The organism is Leptolyngbya sp. FACHB-541, from assembly GCF_014695875.1.
In the GTDB taxonomy this organism is placed as follows: Bacteria; Cyanobacteriota; Cyanobacteriia; order Elainellales; family Elainellaceae; genus JAAUTN01.
In genome coordinates this window covers 129,821-145,970 of sequence record NZ_JACJPC010000119.1, presented here as the reverse complement: position 1 = coordinate 145,970, position 16,150 = coordinate 129,821, and the positions used below count along the sequence as shown (strand labels likewise).

General features: G+C 49.3%; 13 protein-coding genes. 6 read left to right on the top strand and 7 right to left on the bottom strand.

What is annotated here, in order from left to right; all coding sequences use genetic code 11:
- The first annotated feature begins 30 nt into the window (after positions 1-30).
- The 3 genes from H6G00_RS26750 (at position 31) to H6G00_RS26740 (ending at position 5,812) form a co-directional block, all read left to right on the top strand.
- Positions 31-621, top strand: coding sequence for a Uma2 family endonuclease (locus H6G00_RS26750; RefSeq protein ID WP_190799056.1), 591 nt, complete (start codon positions 31-33; stop codon positions 619-621).
- Positions 622-856: 235 nt separating this feature from the next.
- The gene (locus tag H6G00_RS26745) at positions 857-2,827 is read left to right on the top strand and encodes a cation:proton antiporter (protein WP_190799055.1); all 1,971 of its coding nucleotides are present in this window, start codon (positions 857-859) and stop codon (positions 2,825-2,827) included.
- Between the two features lie 117 nt (positions 2,828-2,944).
- A complete protein-coding gene (locus tag H6G00_RS26740; RefSeq protein WP_190799054.1) occupies positions 2,945-5,812 on the top strand; it encodes a tetratricopeptide repeat protein in 2,868 nt (955 codons plus the stop codon).
- A 94-nt stretch (positions 5,813-5,906) separates the two neighbouring features.
- On the opposite strand, the gene H6G00_RS26735 is transcribed toward H6G00_RS26740, so the two are convergent.
- From H6G00_RS26735 to H6G00_RS26720, 4 genes are all read right to left on the bottom strand, one after another.
- Complete coding sequence (locus tag H6G00_RS26735; protein WP_190799053.1) at positions 5,907-6,623, bottom strand: DUF928 domain-containing protein; 717 nt, start codon at positions 6,621-6,623, stop codon at positions 5,907-5,909.
- A 204-nt stretch (positions 6,624-6,827) separates the two neighbouring features.
- Positions 6,828-7,715 carry a D-alanyl-D-alanine carboxypeptidase gene (locus H6G00_RS26730; RefSeq protein ID WP_190799052.1) on the bottom strand — a complete coding sequence of 296 codons (888 nt, stop codon included), beginning with the start codon at positions 7,713-7,715 and terminating at the stop codon, positions 6,828-6,830.
- A gap of 121 nt (positions 7,716-7,836) precedes the next feature.
- Complete coding sequence (locus tag H6G00_RS26725; RefSeq protein ID WP_190645719.1) at positions 7,837-8,859, bottom strand: cytochrome d ubiquinol oxidase subunit II; 1,023 nt, start codon at positions 8,857-8,859, stop codon at positions 7,837-7,839.
- A gap of 78 nt (positions 8,860-8,937) precedes the next feature.
- Positions 8,938-9,852 (bottom strand): branched-chain amino acid transaminase, encoded by a 915-nt coding sequence (locus tag H6G00_RS26720; protein WP_190645720.1) that lies wholly within the window; start codon positions 9,850-9,852, stop codon positions 8,938-8,940.
- Between the two features lie 149 nt (positions 9,853-10,001).
- Between H6G00_RS26720 and H6G00_RS26715 the strand changes: the two genes are divergently transcribed.
- Together H6G00_RS26715 and H6G00_RS26710 are read left to right on the top strand one after the other, a co-directional pair.
- A complete protein-coding gene (locus H6G00_RS26715) occupies positions 10,002-10,697 on the top strand; it encodes a 2,3-bisphosphoglycerate-dependent phosphoglycerate mutase (protein WP_190799051.1) in 696 nt (231 codons plus the stop codon).
- Positions 10,698-11,202: 505 nt separating this feature from the next.
- Positions 11,203-11,481 carry a Mo-dependent nitrogenase C-terminal domain-containing protein gene (locus H6G00_RS26710; protein WP_242042511.1) on the top strand — a complete coding sequence of 93 codons (279 nt, stop codon included), beginning with the start codon at positions 11,203-11,205 and terminating at the stop codon, positions 11,479-11,481.
- A gap of 128 nt (positions 11,482-11,609) precedes the next feature.
- Here H6G00_RS26710 and H6G00_RS26705 read toward each other — a convergent pair whose 3' ends face one another.
- Positions 11,610-13,214: a glycosyltransferase family 39 protein gene (locus H6G00_RS26705; RefSeq protein WP_190799049.1), complete on the bottom strand. Its 1,605-nt coding sequence runs from the start codon at positions 13,212-13,214 to the stop codon at positions 11,610-11,612.
- Between the two features lie 204 nt (positions 13,215-13,418).
- Here H6G00_RS26705 and H6G00_RS26700 point away from each other — a divergent pair, with 204 nt between their 5' ends.
- Positions 13,419-14,756, top strand: coding sequence for an aspartate aminotransferase family protein (locus H6G00_RS26700; protein WP_190682188.1), 1,338 nt, complete (start codon positions 13,419-13,421; stop codon positions 14,754-14,756).
- A 124-nt stretch (positions 14,757-14,880) separates the two neighbouring features.
- On the opposite strand, the gene H6G00_RS26695 is transcribed toward H6G00_RS26700, so the two are convergent.
- Positions 14,881-15,669, bottom strand: coding sequence for an ABC-2 family transporter protein (locus tag H6G00_RS26695; RefSeq protein ID WP_190799048.1), 789 nt, complete (start codon positions 15,667-15,669; stop codon positions 14,881-14,883).
- A gap of 96 nt (positions 15,670-15,765) precedes the next feature.
- The gene (locus H6G00_RS26690; RefSeq protein WP_190799047.1) at positions 15,766-16,128 is read right to left on the bottom strand and encodes a GFA family protein; all 363 of its coding nucleotides are present in this window, start codon (positions 16,126-16,128) and stop codon (positions 15,766-15,768) included.
- Positions 16,129-16,150: the final 22 nt, after the last annotated feature.

The following is a 16,150-nucleotide window of genomic DNA, read 5'->3' as shown; positions in this document are numbered from 1 at the left end:
AACAAAGACTACTTAAAAATAGACTGATCGATGAGTAATTCACCCACTCAGTTAAAGCCAGATATGTGGATCTCGTCAACCTGGAATGAGTATATTCAGGCAATTGAAGATCCTGCTTATGTGACGGCAAGAAGTTATTACTGGAATGGCAAATTAAGACTGGAAATGACACCTTTGGGACATGATCATGCCAGTGACAACACGGTTATTACCTTTGCGGTTAATCTTTTTTGTAGTATTCAAGAAATTCCAGTCAATGGATTAACAAATTGCACCTATCGAAAGACTGGAGTGCAGGAAGCTCAACCGGATGTGTCCTACTATGTTGGAGAAAATGCAGATGTTATTCCCTGGGGAACCTCAATTATTAATCTAGAAACCTATTCTGCACCTGATTTAGTGATTGAAGTTGCTAATACTTCGCTGGCAGATGATAAGGGTGAGAAGCGATTGCTTTATGAAGATATGGGTGTTTCTGAATACTGGATTGTAGACGTACAAAATGTGCAGATTATTGCCTTTGCGATCGCCGATCGTGGCAGCAGACGAATTGAGCAATCTAATATTTTACCAAGTTTAGAGATTTCTCTTTTAGAAGAAGCTTTGCGCCGTACTCGTTAGGTTAATCAATCTCAAGTTTGTGCCTGGTTGCTTCAGCAATTTCAGGCAAATTTGTAAGTTCAAAATAAATCCCAAATTATGATCAATAGAGATTAAACAACTCTGATCTAAATCTATTCCCTCGCTTATGCACCATCTAAAGCTATGCTTGACAGGTTGCTATCGTAGGTTGAATCCAAGCAAGAGCGAACAGACCCAGCCGTCAAAACTGGGTTGACCTGCCCCAGCGAAATCTATGGATACTCCGTTTGAGATTACGCTACAGATGGTAATGACCGTCATAGCCGGGATTAGCGCTCAGGTTGTGGCAGATTACCTGAAAGTACCTAGCATCGTATTCCTGCTGCTGTTTGGAATTTTGCTGGGTTCTGATGGCATCGGCATACTTCACCCCAACGTTCTGGGAACGGGGCTGGAGGTGATTGTTGCTCTCTCGGTGGCACTGATTCTATTTGAAGGCGGCTTAAACCTGGAACTGCGGGAAATCGGCAGAGTTTCAGGGAGTCTACGCAATCTTGTTACCTTTGGCACGCTGATTACTTTGCTGGGCGGTGGCATGGCGGCTCACTGGCTGGGTGAGTTTCCCTGGGCGATCGCCTTTCTCTACGCAGCACTAGTCGTTGTCACTGGACCAACTGTCATCAGTCCGCTGCTGAAGCAGGTAAAAGTCGATCGCCAAGTTTCTGCCTTGTTAGAGGGCGAAGGGGTTCTAATTGACCCTGTTGGCGCAATTTTGGCGGTCGTTGTCCTGGACATTATTCTCAACGGAGATACCGATCCCCTCTACATCGTCAGCGGTCTAGTGATTCGCTTGGGGATCGGCGCAGGCATTGGGGCAGTTGGCGGCTGGCTGTTGGGGTTAATTCTCAAGCGCGCAGACTTTCTCTCTGATGAGTTGAAGAATTTGGTCGTCCTGGCAGGCTTGTGGGGACTGTTTGGACTAGCTCAAACGATTCGCAGTGAAGCTGGACTGATGACCACCGTCGTTGCTGGAATCGTGCTACGTGCCTCCTCCGTTCCTGAAGAACGGCTGCTGAGACGATTTAAGGGACAGTTAACCATCCTGGCAGTTTCAGTATTGTTTATTCTGCTAGCTGCTGATTTGTCTTTGGCTAGCGTCTTCGCTTTGGGGCGCGGCGCAATCTTAACGGTAGCAGTGCTGATGTTTGTGATCCGCCCAATTACGGTTTGGCTTTGCACCTGGAATAGCGGACTGAATTGGCGGCAAAAGCTATTTGTCTGCTGGGTTGCCCCCAAAGGAATTGTTTCTGCCTCGGTTGCCTCTTTGTTTGCAATTCTGCTCACGGAGCGGGGGATCAACGGGGGTGACTCGATCAAGGCGCTGGTCTTCCTCACGATCCTTTCGACTGTATTCTTGCAAGGGCTGACCGCAGGATGGGTTGCCCGCTTGCTTCGGATTACCTCAACTCAGGCAACCGGAGCTGTGATTGTGGGCTGTAATCCGGTGAGTCGCTTAATTGCACGGCTATTTAAAGACCGGGGAGAATTAGCCGTTTTAATCGATACCGACCAGGAAGCCTGTCGAGAAGCTGAGCTAGAAAATATCACCGTATTTGCCAGCAGCGCTTTAGATACTGAGGTGCTAGAAAAGGCAGGTCTAGCAACGGCAGGAACGTTTTTGGCGATGACCAACAACGGCGAAGTGAATTTGGTGTTGGCACAACGAGCCGCCGAGGAATTTAGCCCACCTAGAGTTTTGGCAGTGCTACCGCCAAGCGAGTCGCAGAACGCAAACCCAGCCGCTAAAACCAAAGCTCAACCCGCTTTTATGGCGCAAATGCCGCTGAAAACCTGGAATCGCTATCTCAGCGACGGGGCCGTAAAACTGGGTGAAACAACATTGCGGGAGTCGGGTCTATTGTTTCAGCAGGCGCATCTCAGAGCCCTGATTCGGGCAGAGGAACTGGTGCCGCTGCTGGTTGAGCGAGAAGGTCGGTTGCTGGTGGTGACTGCGGCAGAAGACTGGCAGGTAGGCGATCGCATCATTTACTTGCTCCACGACCCACGCCCCAAACTGCTCAAACGTTTGTCAGGTGGGATACCTCAAACCCGTCTTGCGATTGAGAAGCTATCTGAGGTAGAAGAAATTCCGATTCCTGCTTCGCCTCTAGCAGAATCGTTGCCCCAAGAATTGTTAAAAGAACCGACAGAAGCAGAAGCGGCTCAATCGTCAACTTCGAGCTAAGGACTTGTCAAAATCTCCATAACCGACTACTGGTTAGACTTGAGGAAGTAGCGATCGCAAAATTTGACCGATCGATTGTGACCCCTGAACCCTGACCGACTGACAAGGAAAACCCTGATGAAGCGCAAGAATCATAAAGTCGTTGCATTGGTAGCCCAGAGCGGTATCGCCCTTTCCTTTTTGCTAGGGTCGATTGGGTTTGTGGCTCTGCCTGCGCGATCGGCAGAATCGCTGACAGAGTTAGATTCTTCTAAGTTGATCCTGGCGCAACGGCTGACGGCAGAAGAGCGCGAAGAACTGGAGCGACTGCGCGAAGAACAGCAAACCCAGGAACAGGTACAGGCTGAAGCCAATCAAGTTTTTAGCCGCACAACGACATTGTTCAACGTTTTGCTGGCAGTGCTGGCGCTGTTGCTGGTGGCGGCGATCGCAGGACTTTGGCTATTGAGAAGAGCTGTAATTCGAGAAGTGACGGCGATCGCCAAAAACCACGTTAAGGAGTTGGGCGACCTGGAAGGCGAAATCGTCAAAACTAAGGCGGAAGTCGATTCGATTCTGCAAGAAGCTGAAGATATCGCTGACGAGCTAAGCCAGTATGCCGACAAGTTTCAGGCTGAAGTGGGCAGCAAGCGTGATGTTTTGTCGAAACTGGTGGCTGAAATCACTCAGCTTAAAGACAAGACTGCTGCTGAGTTTGAGACACATCTGAAAGCAATTCAACAAAAGCTGGACGATTCAGAATCCACCTTCGCGGCTCAGTTGTCTGAGGTTCAGGTGAATGTGGTGAACCGGAAAGACCAGACGCTACAACACCTGGTGACTTCAGAGCAAGACTTTACCAGCCAGCTAGACGAATTGCGATCGCACACAATTTCCCAGAAAGATCAGGTCTTGCAAAACCTGAGTGAAGCAGAACAAAACTTTGGGGCACAGTTGAACGAATTGGGAGCAGGGGCGATCGCCCGCAAAGACCAATCTCTGCAACATCTGGAGCAATCTGAACAAGAATTTGTCGCTCGTCTAGCTGCCCTGCAATCCGAAGTTACGACTCAAAAAGATTATGTGTTTGAGCGCTTGGGTGGCCTGGAAGCAGAACTGGCTCCCAAGTTTAACGAGCTTCAGCAGAGTGCAGCGTCTCAAATTCAGCAGCAGCGTGACTCTATTTTGCTGTACCTGAAGACGCTAGAGTCAGAAGTTGCGTCACAGATGAATGCGCTTCAATCAGACGCACAAGGACACAAAGATGGAACCTTGCAAAACCTGAAAAAACTAGAATCTGATTTGGCGGCTCAGTCTTCATCCCTGCGGGCTAGCGCTCAAAACCGTCAGGCAGAAACGCTGCAAAACTTGGAAAAACTAGAATCTGACGCAGAAACGCGGCTTTCAGAAGTGCAGCAAAGCGTTCAAGGGCGCAGAGATGAGACGTTGCAAAACCTGGAGCGCTTGCAGGCACAAGCAGAAACCCAACTGGCTGAGCTGCTCCAGGACATTCAGGGACGCAGAGAAGAAGTGCTGCAAAATCTGGATGGCTTGCAGTCAGGATTTTCTGACCAGCTCTCTCAGCTTCAGCAGGGCGCACAGGGAATGAGAGATGTGGCGCTGGAAAATCTAGACAGGCTCAGGTCTGAAATTGAGGCGCAGCTTACCGAACTGCAAACTGCATCTGATCAGCGCAAGCAGCGCATCTTTGAGAACCTGGAGAAGATGGAGGCTGAACTAGCAACCCAATTGTCTGAGGTGAAATCAGACGCGCGATCGCAAAAAGACATCATTCGCCAAAACGTAGAGAAACTGGAAACCCGATTTGCAGCAAAGGTGTCTGAGCTAGAGTCTACTTTGCAAACTGACGTGCAGAAAGAGAAAGACGGCATTCTGCAAAACCTGCAAAAGTTGGAAGCAGAAATTGCCAACCAGCTATCCGCCGTCCAATCTGATGCTCAGAGCCGCAAAGAGCAAATCCTCCAGCAGCTTGCCGAAGTATCGCCGCAGTTCATTGCCGAATCGTTTGAGTCTGACCTCCAGAAACGCCTTCAGGAAATTGCCCAACAGCTAGAAACACTGCGGTCAAACCGTCCTCAGCTATTCATGACGGCTGACGACTACATTACTCAGGGCAACACGCTGTTTGAGGAAGGGCGCTACGAAGGGGCGATCGCTCAATACGATCAGGCGCTTGAGGTGCAGCCCAACAATCCTCAAGTTTGGTATCAGCGGGGTCGAAGCCTCCAGGAAATGCAGCAGCACGAGTCGGCGATCGCCAACTTTGACAAAGCTCTGGACTTTAACGCTGACATTCCTAGCATCTGGTATCACCGGGGCGTCAGCCTGAGAGAACTGAAGCGCTACGAAGATGCCTTTGCTGACTTAGACAAAGCCGTTCAAGTACAGCCTAAAGACGCTAAAGTATGGCTCAACCGAGGATTAACCCTGAGTCGTTTGAAGCGCCAGGAAGATGCGATCGCCTCCTTCGATAAAGCCATTGACCTTAAATCCGACTACCACGAAGCCTGGGTCAATCGCGGCGTGGCGCTAGGCACTCTGCAACGCCACGAAGAAGCCTTCAAAGCCTTTGACCGGGCTACCCAATGCCAACCTGATGACTCCGTCGCATGGCTCAATCGCGGCTTAGCGCTAGAAGAACTGGGCCGATTTGAAGATGCGCTTGCCTCTTTTGATCGCGTTCTCCGACTCAAGCCCGATTCTTTCAAAGCGCTAGACAAAAAAGGCTATGCCCTGGTGAAACTGGGACGCGATCGGGAAGCGATCGCCCAATTTGACAAAGCCCTCGACCTCAAACCCGACTACGCCAACACCTACTACAACAAAGCCGTCTGCTATGTGCTGCAAGGAGAAGTCGATCCAGGGCTAGAGAATCTTCAACGGGCGATCGGACTCAACCGCAGATATCGCGACGATGCTAAAGCCGATCCCAGCTTTGATTCACTTTGGGAAGATGAGTGGTTCCGACAGTTAGTGGAGGATTAGGGGCTAGGAAGTAGGGGCTAGGGGTTGAAAACTCCCTTCTCCAGAAGGGTTTGGAACCTGAAACAGTCTTACAGCACACCCTAGTCTCTAGCCTCTAAAACAACGGTTCGTTGGCGATCGCCCCTAACCCCACCGAATCCAACAGTTCATCCAGGTTAGCGTTCACGGTCGGGTCGTTAGGGTTGGCGCGGCTCAATTCGACTAGCGTCGAGAGGGCTTCATGCCAGATGCCTGCCTCGGCGTAGATGATTGGAATTTCCTGAGGCTGAGCAGTTTGAACCTGGTTGAGCAAGCTAGAGTCAGGTGCAACTCGCTGCACCCCACCCTGCACGCTCATATCGGCAGACCGCTCGTCGGCATTGCAGATAATCGTGAAATACCAGTAATAGCTTTCGCCCACTTCAAGGGGTCTTTGCCCCGCCTGTTCAGGCAGTTGAATGCTAGCGATTCCAGGATTTCCAGTGATTTCAAATGAGGTGCTGTAGACTAACTCGTCAGTGCCTTCGTGATAGAGGACAAACTCCGCTGTGGTCGCAGTGGTCGGGGGCAGATAGGCAAAGAAGGTTGGATAGGCTTGGGTGGTTAAGCCTAAGTTGGTTTCAGGCAGCAAGGCAACCAGTCCGCGATCGCTAGCTGCACAGGGCGCACTCCGCGACGCGCCAGCTTCACGGTTTCCGGGCGCTCCAATCGCAGGAGAATTAAATCGAATACTCGCCTGAGCACTGGTCACATTAGAAAAACTGGCGATCGCCGCCAAACTCAGCAGCAAGGTGACGGTTGATTTCGCGAAACGGGGGGATAGCCTGACCATGACGATTATTCCTAGATTCTGTTCTGTGCTTCAGGTACTTTGAGCTAAATTACGGTTGCTGCAATGTGAAAATCTGGCAAAGTAATTCGCTCAAGGGGGCTTAGTGACGTTGATTGTGGTGTTGTTGCCAGTCTCACCTCTAACAGCGGTTTAAACAACCGCAGTTTAGGATCTTAAGTCCGAACTTAAGCGCATCACAGAATTTCATTCACAAGGGGCCAGTCGCGACAGTTGCAGCACGACCTGATCGATCGCTTGTAGCATCGTGTCACCCGACGCATTGGGCTGATTCGCTAGAATGCTGAAGACAATCTCCCCATACTGGGGGTTATCCAAGTAGCCAGATAAAGCTCTGACTCCGTTTAAGGTACCGGTTTTGGCGTGAACTCTGCCTTGGGCAGACGTGTTGCGAAAACGATTTCTTAGCGTTCCGCTAACTCCCCCCGTGGGCAGCGAAGAATAAAAGAAATTGCCCCCGTCGGCAGACTCCATCGCTCTCAAAATTGCGACAAATGTAGCCGGACTAGCAACATTAGAACGAGACAATCCTGAACCATCGACCTGTCGGTAGCCGCTTGGGTCAACCCCTAACGGAGTTAACAGATTTCTGACCATTTGAGGTCCGCCCAGCCGTTGCAAAAGATTGTCCGCATAGCCATTGTCACTGTTTAAGTTTGTGACTCGAATGATTTCTCGCATTGAAGCTGAATCATTCAAATTTTGCGGATCAAAAGTTTGCAAAGCCGCAGCAGTCGTTAACAGCTTCACATTAGAAGCAGGAATCAGGAGTTGATTAGAATTGCGGCTATAAAGTACATCTGATGAGTCTAGAGACTCAACTAAAACGCCCCATCTTCCACCTGCAAAACTAGGGCTATCAATGATGTTATTGATCACAGGTTCTAGAACATCTGGACAGATGCCATTGTTTCTTTGTTCTGGAGGTGGAACATAGATATCAACAGCATTCGATTGAACCAAAACTGCTGGATTTTCAACGGTTGCACCAGCTTTAGAGTGAATAGGACTGCCAGCAACCAGCAGCACAGCAGTCAACGAGAGAGACTTCAGCCAATGGCTAATTCGATTCATGGAATTCGTAATCTTAGCGTGTGAGGAGGAAGGGTAGAGAATGCAGATCAGTACCCTGCGGGCAAATTTACCATACGACGCTAAGTGAAGGATATCAGGACGGCGATCGCCCCCTCATCTCTTATCCTTCCCCTTCATACCCCTCGCCTCCTGTCACCTTTCCACGAAACACAACGTACTGGTAAAGGTTGTAAAACAGCATTACTGGAATCAAAAATCCGATAAAAATGATCATGATCACCAGTGAACTGGCATCGGCAGCTGCTTCATAGATCGTGATCTCAGTTGGAATGATGTAAGGAAAAACAACGAGCGCCAGTCCGATAAACGTCAGCACAAACAGCAAAATTGTCCAGATAAAGGGAGCGCGTTCTGCTTTGCGGTTGAGGCTTAACAGCAGTTGAGAAATCAGCAGAATTCCAATAACTGGAATCACGGCAAAAATATAAATCAATGGCTCTTGAAACAATCGGGCTCGGGCACTTTCATAAAAGATTGGAGTTGAAACCGTGATAAAAACTGCGCCAATGAGTGTCGTCCAGGCGGCAATTTTAGCCGTTCTGTAGTGGGTTTCCTGTAACTCTCCCTCAGTCTTCCATACGAGATAGGTTGAGCCGATTAGCACGTAGCCCTGGATTAGTGTGAGAGCCACCAGCACCGTTTGCCAGCTTAGCCAGTCCCAGGTGCCGCCGATGAAATGCCCGGCATCGTCGACCGCAATTCCCTTAAGCACCGCCCCCAGCGCAAACCCCTGCCCCAGTGCCGCCGTAAAGCTGCCGCCGCCGAAAGCGATGTTCCAGAAAAACTTGCGAGTGGCTTGTTCGCGAAATTCAAAGGCGACGGCACGGAAGATGAACCCAAAAACCATCAGAAAAATTGGGATGTAGAGCGCACTCAAAATCGTGCTGTAAGCCAGCGGAAATGCACCAAACAATCCCCCGCCCATCAACACCAGCCAGGTTTCGTTGGCATCCCAAATATTGCTGAGGCTGGTCATTAAAAGACCGCGTCGCTCGTCATCGTCGGAGGTAAGGGAAAGAATGCCTACGCCTAAGTCAAATCCGTCTAGCATCACGTAGAGGAAGAGAAATAGGGCCAAAATTCCAAACCAAACCTGTGGCAGGAAATACTCTAACGTTTCCATAAAACCTCTTTATTGCTGTGTTTCAACAGTCCGCTATTAGGGCGGCAAGGTTGGCTAACGTTAGCGTAACGTAGACGTTTATTCAACCGAGATAGTAAACACCCAATCTTTGTAATCTGGATCGCGGTTTTCAGTAATGGCAGAGAGCTTTTCGCGCAGCTTGTCGGTAACGGGGCGATGGGTGGGCAGTTTGAAGTTTTCGATGCGGCTAACAGGGGTGATTTTGGCCGCAGTGCCGCTGAGGAAGACTTCGTCAGCGATGAACAGTTCTGACTTATCGATGGGGCGCTCGGTGGCTTTGATACCCAGATCTCTGGCGATCGTTAAGACGCTGTCCCGCGTAATGCCTTCCAGAATGTCTTGCTCATATCCGGGGGTGAAGATCTCGCCATTTCTGACGATGAAGATGTTCATCCCGGAGGCTTCGCTGACCTTGCCCTGGGAATTCATCAGGATTGATTCGTCGAAGCCAGATTCAACGGCTTCCGTTTTGGCGAGGGAGGAGGTGATGTAGGCTCCGCTGATTTTGCCGCGCAGGGGTAAGCTGCGATCTTCTTGCCGATACCAGGAGCTAATGCGGCAGCTTACGCCTTCAGGTGAGAGGTAGTCGCCCAGCTCTAAACCGTAGATGAAAAAGTCTTTTTTTACATTGTGCAAGCGGGGAGCAATGCCCAAGTCTGAGGTGTAGACAAAGGGGCGAATGTAGAACGAGGTGGCGGGTTTGTTCTTTTGAACAAAGTCTGTGATGATCTGCTGAATTTTGTCGGCGGGTAGGTCGTAGTGCAGCAGTCGGGCGCTGTTGCTCAGCCGTTGACAGTGGCGATCGAGCCGAAACAGCAAAATTTGCTTAGGGTTTTGCGGATCAGGAATACCGCGCAGTCCACCAAAGGCTCCAGTCCCATAGTGCAGAGCGTGGGTTGCAATAGAAATTTTTGCCTGGTTAAACGGAACGAACTGATTTTCAAAGTAAGCGACGGGCAAAAAGTCATGCATAGTAAAGGTAAACCTCTGGAAGTTGGATGGACTACCCCAGTACATCAAATTAGCATTACTTACTATAAGTGATCTGTATGACTGGGGTGTCAGGATGTGAGACAGAAATTTACTGGGGCAGAATCCTATTCACGCAGGAAGAACGTTGCATGGCGAAGTTGATTTTGGTGCGACACGGGCAAAGTACCTGGAATGCGGCAAACCGCTTTACCGGATGGGTCGATGTGCCGCTGAACCATGTGGGAAGACGGGAGGCGATCGCCGCTGCCCAAAAAATCAGCCCCTACCAAATCAACGTCGCCTTTACCAGTCTGCTGATGCGGGCAATGGAAACGGCTGCAATTTGTCTAACAGAATGTGTCGGCGTTTGCGGTGGCAAAAGTCCTGTGTTTAAGCATGAGGCAGACGACCCCGACTGGCACGGTTGGGACAAATATAGCGGTGACCACAGCCATGAAGTTCCTATTTTCATGTCTTCGTCACTGGATGAGCGCTACTATGGCGACCTTCAAGGATTTAACAAGGCGGAAATGGCGCAGCAGTTTGGGGAAGAGGTGGTTCACCAATGGCGGCGATCTTTTTCGATTCGTCCACCTGGGGGAGAAAGCCTGGAAGACACAGTGGCTCGAACGATACCCTTTTTTCTCGATCGCATTCTCAAGCATCTGACGACAGGCGATAACGTCCTGGTTGCTGCTCACGGAAATTCTTTGCGTGCCCTGATTATGCAGCTTGACCAGCTAGAACCCGATGAAGTGCCTGCTCTGGAACTGGCGACCGGAATTCCAATTGTCTATGAGATCACACCAAAGGGCGAGATAACACATAAGACTGTGTTGGCATGAACAGGTTTACCAAGTTCCAGATTTCAGCCCTGTTTGTAGCGTGGTTGCTCATGAGCAAGGTATTGAGTACATCGATTTTTTACCTGATGGCAAGCAACTTGTGACAGCTTGATTGAACTGGACTGCTCAAAGTCCCCTTTCACAGCACATTTCTACTTGCATGAACCACAAACTCCTGTAGGAGCAGTTCGCGAACTGCCCCTACGTCATAGCTTATGTATCTGAACATGGCTGTAAGCGTGGATGCCGGAATGATAGAAGTTAAAGGTGTTGTTACTAGTAGGCAGCGAGAAGATTAAGCAGGAGTTATATCACATAAACGATATTTATATTTTTCCTATATTTGAATTTGTCTGAGTTATGACTAAACTACAAATATATCGAGCTAAACACCTTCCGATGACTCATTTCAGGGGTATTTCTCCCCAGTAACACACTTAACACCATTTTGAGACTAGCTATGTTGAACCAAACCAAACCTACTCATTCATCAACTTGTGTTTTCATGGACTCTCAACTGTTTTCATTTGATGCACTGTATCCCATTCGCCAATGGTTAAACGGATTGGATGTTCGCAATACCGCAGTGGCTCATTTCATCTGCCGCACCGTTCCCGTGCAGTGTCCATTTGAGCGCGATATCTGTTTGTTTGGTCGCAAAATCGCCCATATTCCGCCACTGTGCAAACTGAATCCACTGTACGAGGAAGTGGTTGGTTTACGGTTTCGAGCGCTTTGTTATTTAGCTGATGAGTGTGGTGAGGATGTGCGGTGCTATTGCTGATTTGCAGCTTTGCATAATTACCCGACTGCGAAAGTGGTGATCATGGTCATATAGTTGCTTGATGCGATCGCACTCTTCCAGGGTCAGCAGCGAATCCGGTTTGACAAAGCCGCAAGTATTCAACGTTGCTAAACTTTGGTTTTAAGCCGCCAGGCTCTTTCCCCAATGAGAGTGAGACTTGAACGATATTTTTCCTGGAATTGGTTTAAATAATCATTCGGAAGGTCAAGAAAAAAGATGTTGCTGAACTGTTCGGGAATGTCGGGCGGGGTGGGTAACCTGCTAATTTCTGGAAGCAACAGTAATCTGACATTTTCATTCAATAGGTAACTCAGAGAAACGACATTGCCAGGATTAGTAGCGAAGGCATCACTTACAACAATCGGATTCTCTGAAGCGTTAATGATTTTAGCAATCTTGGGGTTGTCGTAGCTGACAACTTTGTTCCACCAGGTTTCAGCTTGGCTACTCATAGCGCAAGAAAGAATGCCAGAGACGATTAGCAGACTGGCGATCGCCAGCCCCATTTGTCGCCAAAAAGCATGAATGGAACTGAGCCAAGCTGCAATCAGATAAGCAGTTGACAATTGCAGTCCTAAAAAGCAGGGAATTAGGTAACGAGTTACTGTAAAACGCTGACCGCCAATAATTAGATCAGGTATTCCTAAAATTAGTGCGGTGGAGCCAATTAGCGTTAGTACAAAGAGCCAGACCCTCGGAGGAGTATGGCTACAAAGGAAACAAAGCGAATAGAGCTGAAGCAATAGAAAGGGAACGATTAGCCAATAAACGCCAGGGCTATCAATTCTGTGACCAAAATCAACAAAGCTGCGGCTGAAATTTAAGGCAGAAAGCTGCAAAGAAATTAACGGAGGTAAAGAAATGCTTGACCAAGCAGAAGTTGCCCTAACAATTTCGATGTAAGTGAAGATGAAGTAAAACCAGGGAAGTAAAACAATGAGCGCAATGGTTGAGGTAATGACATAGGAAATAATCGATTTGTTAACTCGAAAATCTGTAAGAGACAGACTATAAGATGGGTTGATTGCTAATACATAAAGGCTGTGCCCGATCGCCACTAACCCTGTAAATAAAAAGGTGTAGAGGGAAACAATCAGCGACACCCCATAGACCGTCCAAGCAAATTTTGCCTGCCGTCGAATTGCATAAAGTAATGCTGCGCTACAGAGCAAAATGGTTGTAGCCCAGAGGCTATATTCTCGCGCCTCCTGAGCAAACAAAACTTGAAAGGGAGAGACTGCCATCAGGGCGATCGCCACCCCTGTGACCAGACGTGACTCAAACAGTTCCAGGCAAAGCCAGTAGAGACAGGGAAATATAAGCAGGCTGGAGAATGCCGAAAGGCTACGAATAATCGCAATAGAGTTGCCAAATATCTGCACCCACCAGTAGGCGATCGCATAATAAAGCGGCGGATGCTGAGCGTCCTCAACGCCTGAGAGGTACATAGCTAACCAAAAGCCGCGATTGGGATCAATCTGCTGATACTCCTGTAGATCGGCTGGTGTGATGATGTTTCCGTTGAACGCTCGCTCGACTAACTCACTACGAGTGTGAGCCGTAATTCGCAAAGAGGTATAAACTTCATCATGCCAGTAAACTTTTTTATCAAGGTTGATAAATCGAAAGATGATGCCAACGATTAACAGTCCAACGAGGGCGTACTTAAACCAGGCAGGCTGTAGCCTCCGAATCCCAGTTGATCGTCTCATGGCTTGATCCCTTCGATTTTTAATTCAACGCGGTTTAAGGAAGTTCAACGGTTTGGCAAAGGTATCACTCGGCGACCTTTTCTTACGAAAAGAATCAAATGCAAGAGGTAGATGAAGCAGACTATGTAGAATGATCCCATATTCTACATTCCAGAATATTTTCCATTGCAGACCGCCACACCCGACCCTAATCGGAAACCGACCATGCAAGAACTGACCCACCCCAGTGCGATCGCCACAACCAATCTCGAAGCTTTCTGGATGCCTTTCACTGCCAATCGACAGTTCAAGTCGAAGCCGCGTATCATGGTGTCCGCCAAAGATATGCACTTTACCACAGAAGACGGTCGGCAAGTCCTGGATGGAACGGCAGGGCTGTGGTGCGTCAACGCAGGGCACTGTCGCCCCAAAATTATTGAAGCAATCCACAAGCAAGTCTCAACCCTAGACTATGCGCCCGCATTTCAAATGGGCCACCCAGGCGCGTTTCAGCTAGCAGAACGGCTGGTGACGATGCTGCCAGGGGATTTAGACCATGTGTTTTTTGCTAACTCTGGTTCTGAGGCGGTTGATTCAGCTTTAAAGATTGCGATCGCCTACCATCGCGCCAAAGGACAGGGCACCCGTCAGCGACTCATTGGTCGAGAACGTGGCTATCACGGCGTTGGTTTTGGCGGCATTTCCGTCGGCGGCATTGGCCCCAACCGGAAGTTCTTCGGCAGCCTGCTCAACGGGGTCGATCATCTGCCTCACACCCATAGCCTCGAACACAACGCCTTCAGCCGAAAACAGCCTGCCTGGGGCGCACACCTGGCAGACGAGCTAGAGCGAATCGTTGCTCTGCATGATGCCTCTAACATCGCAGCGGTGATTGTGGAACCTGTGGCTGGCTCAACGGGTGTTTTAATTCCCCCCCAGGGCTATTTAGAGCGGCTGCGAGCGATTTGCGACAAACATGGCATTCTGTTAATTTTCGACGAAGTCATTACCGGATTTGGGCGATTGGGTAGTTCCTTTGCCGCCGAGCATTTTGGCGTAGTGCCTGACATGATCACTGTCGCCAAAGGCATCACCAACGGCACAGTTCCAATGGGGGCAGTCTTTGTTCGCAAAGAGATTTATGACACGTTCATGCACGGGCCTGAGCAGGCAATCGAGCTAGCGCATGGCTATACCTACTCCGGACATCCACTCGCTTGTGCCGCAGCCCTGGCAACCCTGGATGTTTACGAAGAAGAAGGACTATTTCAACACGCCCGTGATCTGTCTGACTACTGGGAAGATGCGGTTCACTCCCTGCGCGATTTGCCCCATGTGATTGACGTTCGCAATATGGGACTCGTGGCTGGCATTGAACTAGAATCTATTCCCGGAAAACCTACTGCACGAGCGTTTGACTGTTTCCTACGAGCTTACGAAAAAGGTCTGCTAATCCGCACTACAGGCGACATCATCGCGCTCTCGCCCCCCCTGATCATCCAAAAACATCACATCGATCAAATTGTAGAAATGCTTTCAGACATTCTGCGCGAAACTGCTTAACGCCAGTTCAACGAAATTGTTTTACAGAGAGGGATGCAGGCTAGACCTGTATCCCTCTCTCTGTTCTGAGAGAAGAACTGGTGCGATCGCCCAACAATTCTCAGTCTTCCTCTTTCATCCCTTCTCAGGCTCCCATTCCCGAATACTGCCTCAACCCCTTGTGCCACAGCCAGCGATTTAGCCCAAAGAAAATCAGGCTCCAGCCCAGCATCATTAGTAAACCTCGCACCACATTGGTAGGTAGCCCAACCAAAATCGTTGCGGGAAAGTAAATCATGTAAGGGAACGGAGTCCATTCAACGATCGCTCTCACCACGGGTGGAAAAATCTCCAGCGGCGCAATCATGCCTGACAGAAACAGGTAGAACAGAAACCAAAACTGCTCGATCGCACTGGCACGTTCTGTCCAAAAGGCAAGCATGGAGAAGGTATATTGCATCAGGAAACGCAAGCAAAACGCCATGAACGTGACCAGTAGAAACAGCAGAAGGTTGGACAAACTGGGTATCCAAATCGCCTGTGGATAAAGGGTAAAAAACAGAACAACCAGGATCACCGCAAAGGGCAATCGAGCAAACCGTTCTGCAAAGTGAGAGGCAAAATGGTGCCAACCGGGGTCAAGCGGCAGCAAGAGCCGAAAGGAAAGCTTGCCTTCAACAATCTCTCGTTCAAACTCCCAAACCACCCAAACAACAGTGAATTGTCTAATCAGAAAAACTGCTAGAAAGTAACGAATAAAATCCAGCGGTGCCAGTCCAAACTGCCCTTCTCGCGATGCCTCAACCCAAACGCCCATAAGAATGAGCGGCAGCGTCCCAGATAGCATCCACAACAACAGTTCTGCCCGATATTCCACCATGTAGGCGTAGTAGACGGATAGTAGAGTACTGGCTTTACGAAAAAAACTTTGCATGGGAAACAAGGTAGAAAATTCGGATACTGTCAACTTAACCAAAAATTTAAGAATTTTTCTCTTCAGTATCTTGCAGTTAGCTAAATCAGGTTTCGGTTATGGTTCGGTGCGTGCCGTTCCTTCTCGATCGCGCTCATATCGGCGTGCGACGTTGAACGGGGGCAGCCAATTCTCCCGACGACAAATCCAGAGCTCATAGGTGGGTGTCACCTGGTTCGGCGTATCAAAGGTACCGGCAGGGATTTCGATTTCGTCGCCCGAGCAACTGAAGACCGAGGAGCCGCAAACTGGGCAGAAATAGCGTCCGCGATAGTCGCTCGTCGTGTCGGCGATCGCTTTTCCCATACTCACCCAATTAATTGAACCATCGATCGCAACCACCACATCTGTAAAGAAGTACTCATTGCCAAACGTCTCCCGATAAAAGGCATCGCGCCCCAAATTAATCAGGTTCTGCATGTAGCTTGAACCTCAATTTTCC

What these genes read in the sequence shown, in the direction of transcription:
- H6G00_RS26695 (WP_190799048.1), bottom strand. Translation starts at nt 15,669, where the DNA reads ATGCAAAGTTTTTTTCGTAAAGCCAGTACTCTACTATCCGTCTACTAC.
- H6G00_RS26745 (WP_190799055.1), top strand. Translation starts at nt 857, where the DNA reads ATGGATACTCCGTTTGAGATTACGCTACAGATGGTAATGACCGTCATA.
- H6G00_RS26710 (WP_242042511.1), top strand. Translation starts at nt 11,203, where the DNA reads ATGGACTCTCAACTGTTTTCATTTGATGCACTGTATCCCATTCGCCAA.
- H6G00_RS26690 (WP_190799047.1), bottom strand. Translation starts at nt 16,128, where the DNA reads ATGCAGAACCTGATTAATTTGGGGCGCGATGCCTTTTATCGGGAGACG.
- H6G00_RS26715 (WP_190799051.1), top strand. Translation starts at nt 10,002, where the DNA reads ATGGCGAAGTTGATTTTGGTGCGACACGGGCAAAGTACCTGGAATGCG.
- H6G00_RS26720 (WP_190645720.1), bottom strand. Translation starts at nt 9,852, where the DNA reads ATGCATGACTTTTTGCCCGTCGCTTACTTTGAAAATCAGTTCGTTCCG.
- H6G00_RS26725 (WP_190645719.1), bottom strand. Translation starts at nt 8,859, where the DNA reads ATGGAAACGTTAGAGTATTTCCTGCCACAGGTTTGGTTTGGAATTTTG.
- H6G00_RS26705 (WP_190799049.1), bottom strand. Translation starts at nt 13,214, where the DNA reads ATGAGACGATCAACTGGGATTCGGAGGCTACAGCCTGCCTGGTTTAAG.
- H6G00_RS26750 (WP_190799056.1), top strand. Translation starts at nt 31, where the DNA reads ATGAGTAATTCACCCACTCAGTTAAAGCCAGATATGTGGATCTCGTCA.
- H6G00_RS26740 (WP_190799054.1), top strand. Translation starts at nt 2,945, where the DNA reads ATGAAGCGCAAGAATCATAAAGTCGTTGCATTGGTAGCCCAGAGCGGT.
- H6G00_RS26700 (WP_190682188.1), top strand. Translation starts at nt 13,419, where the DNA reads ATGCAAGAACTGACCCACCCCAGTGCGATCGCCACAACCAATCTCGAA.
- H6G00_RS26730 (WP_190799052.1), bottom strand. Translation starts at nt 7,715, where the DNA reads ATGAATCGAATTAGCCATTGGCTGAAGTCTCTCTCGTTGACTGCTGTG.
- H6G00_RS26735 (WP_190799053.1), bottom strand. Translation starts at nt 6,623, where the DNA reads ATGGTCAGGCTATCCCCCCGTTTCGCGAAATCAACCGTCACCTTGCTG.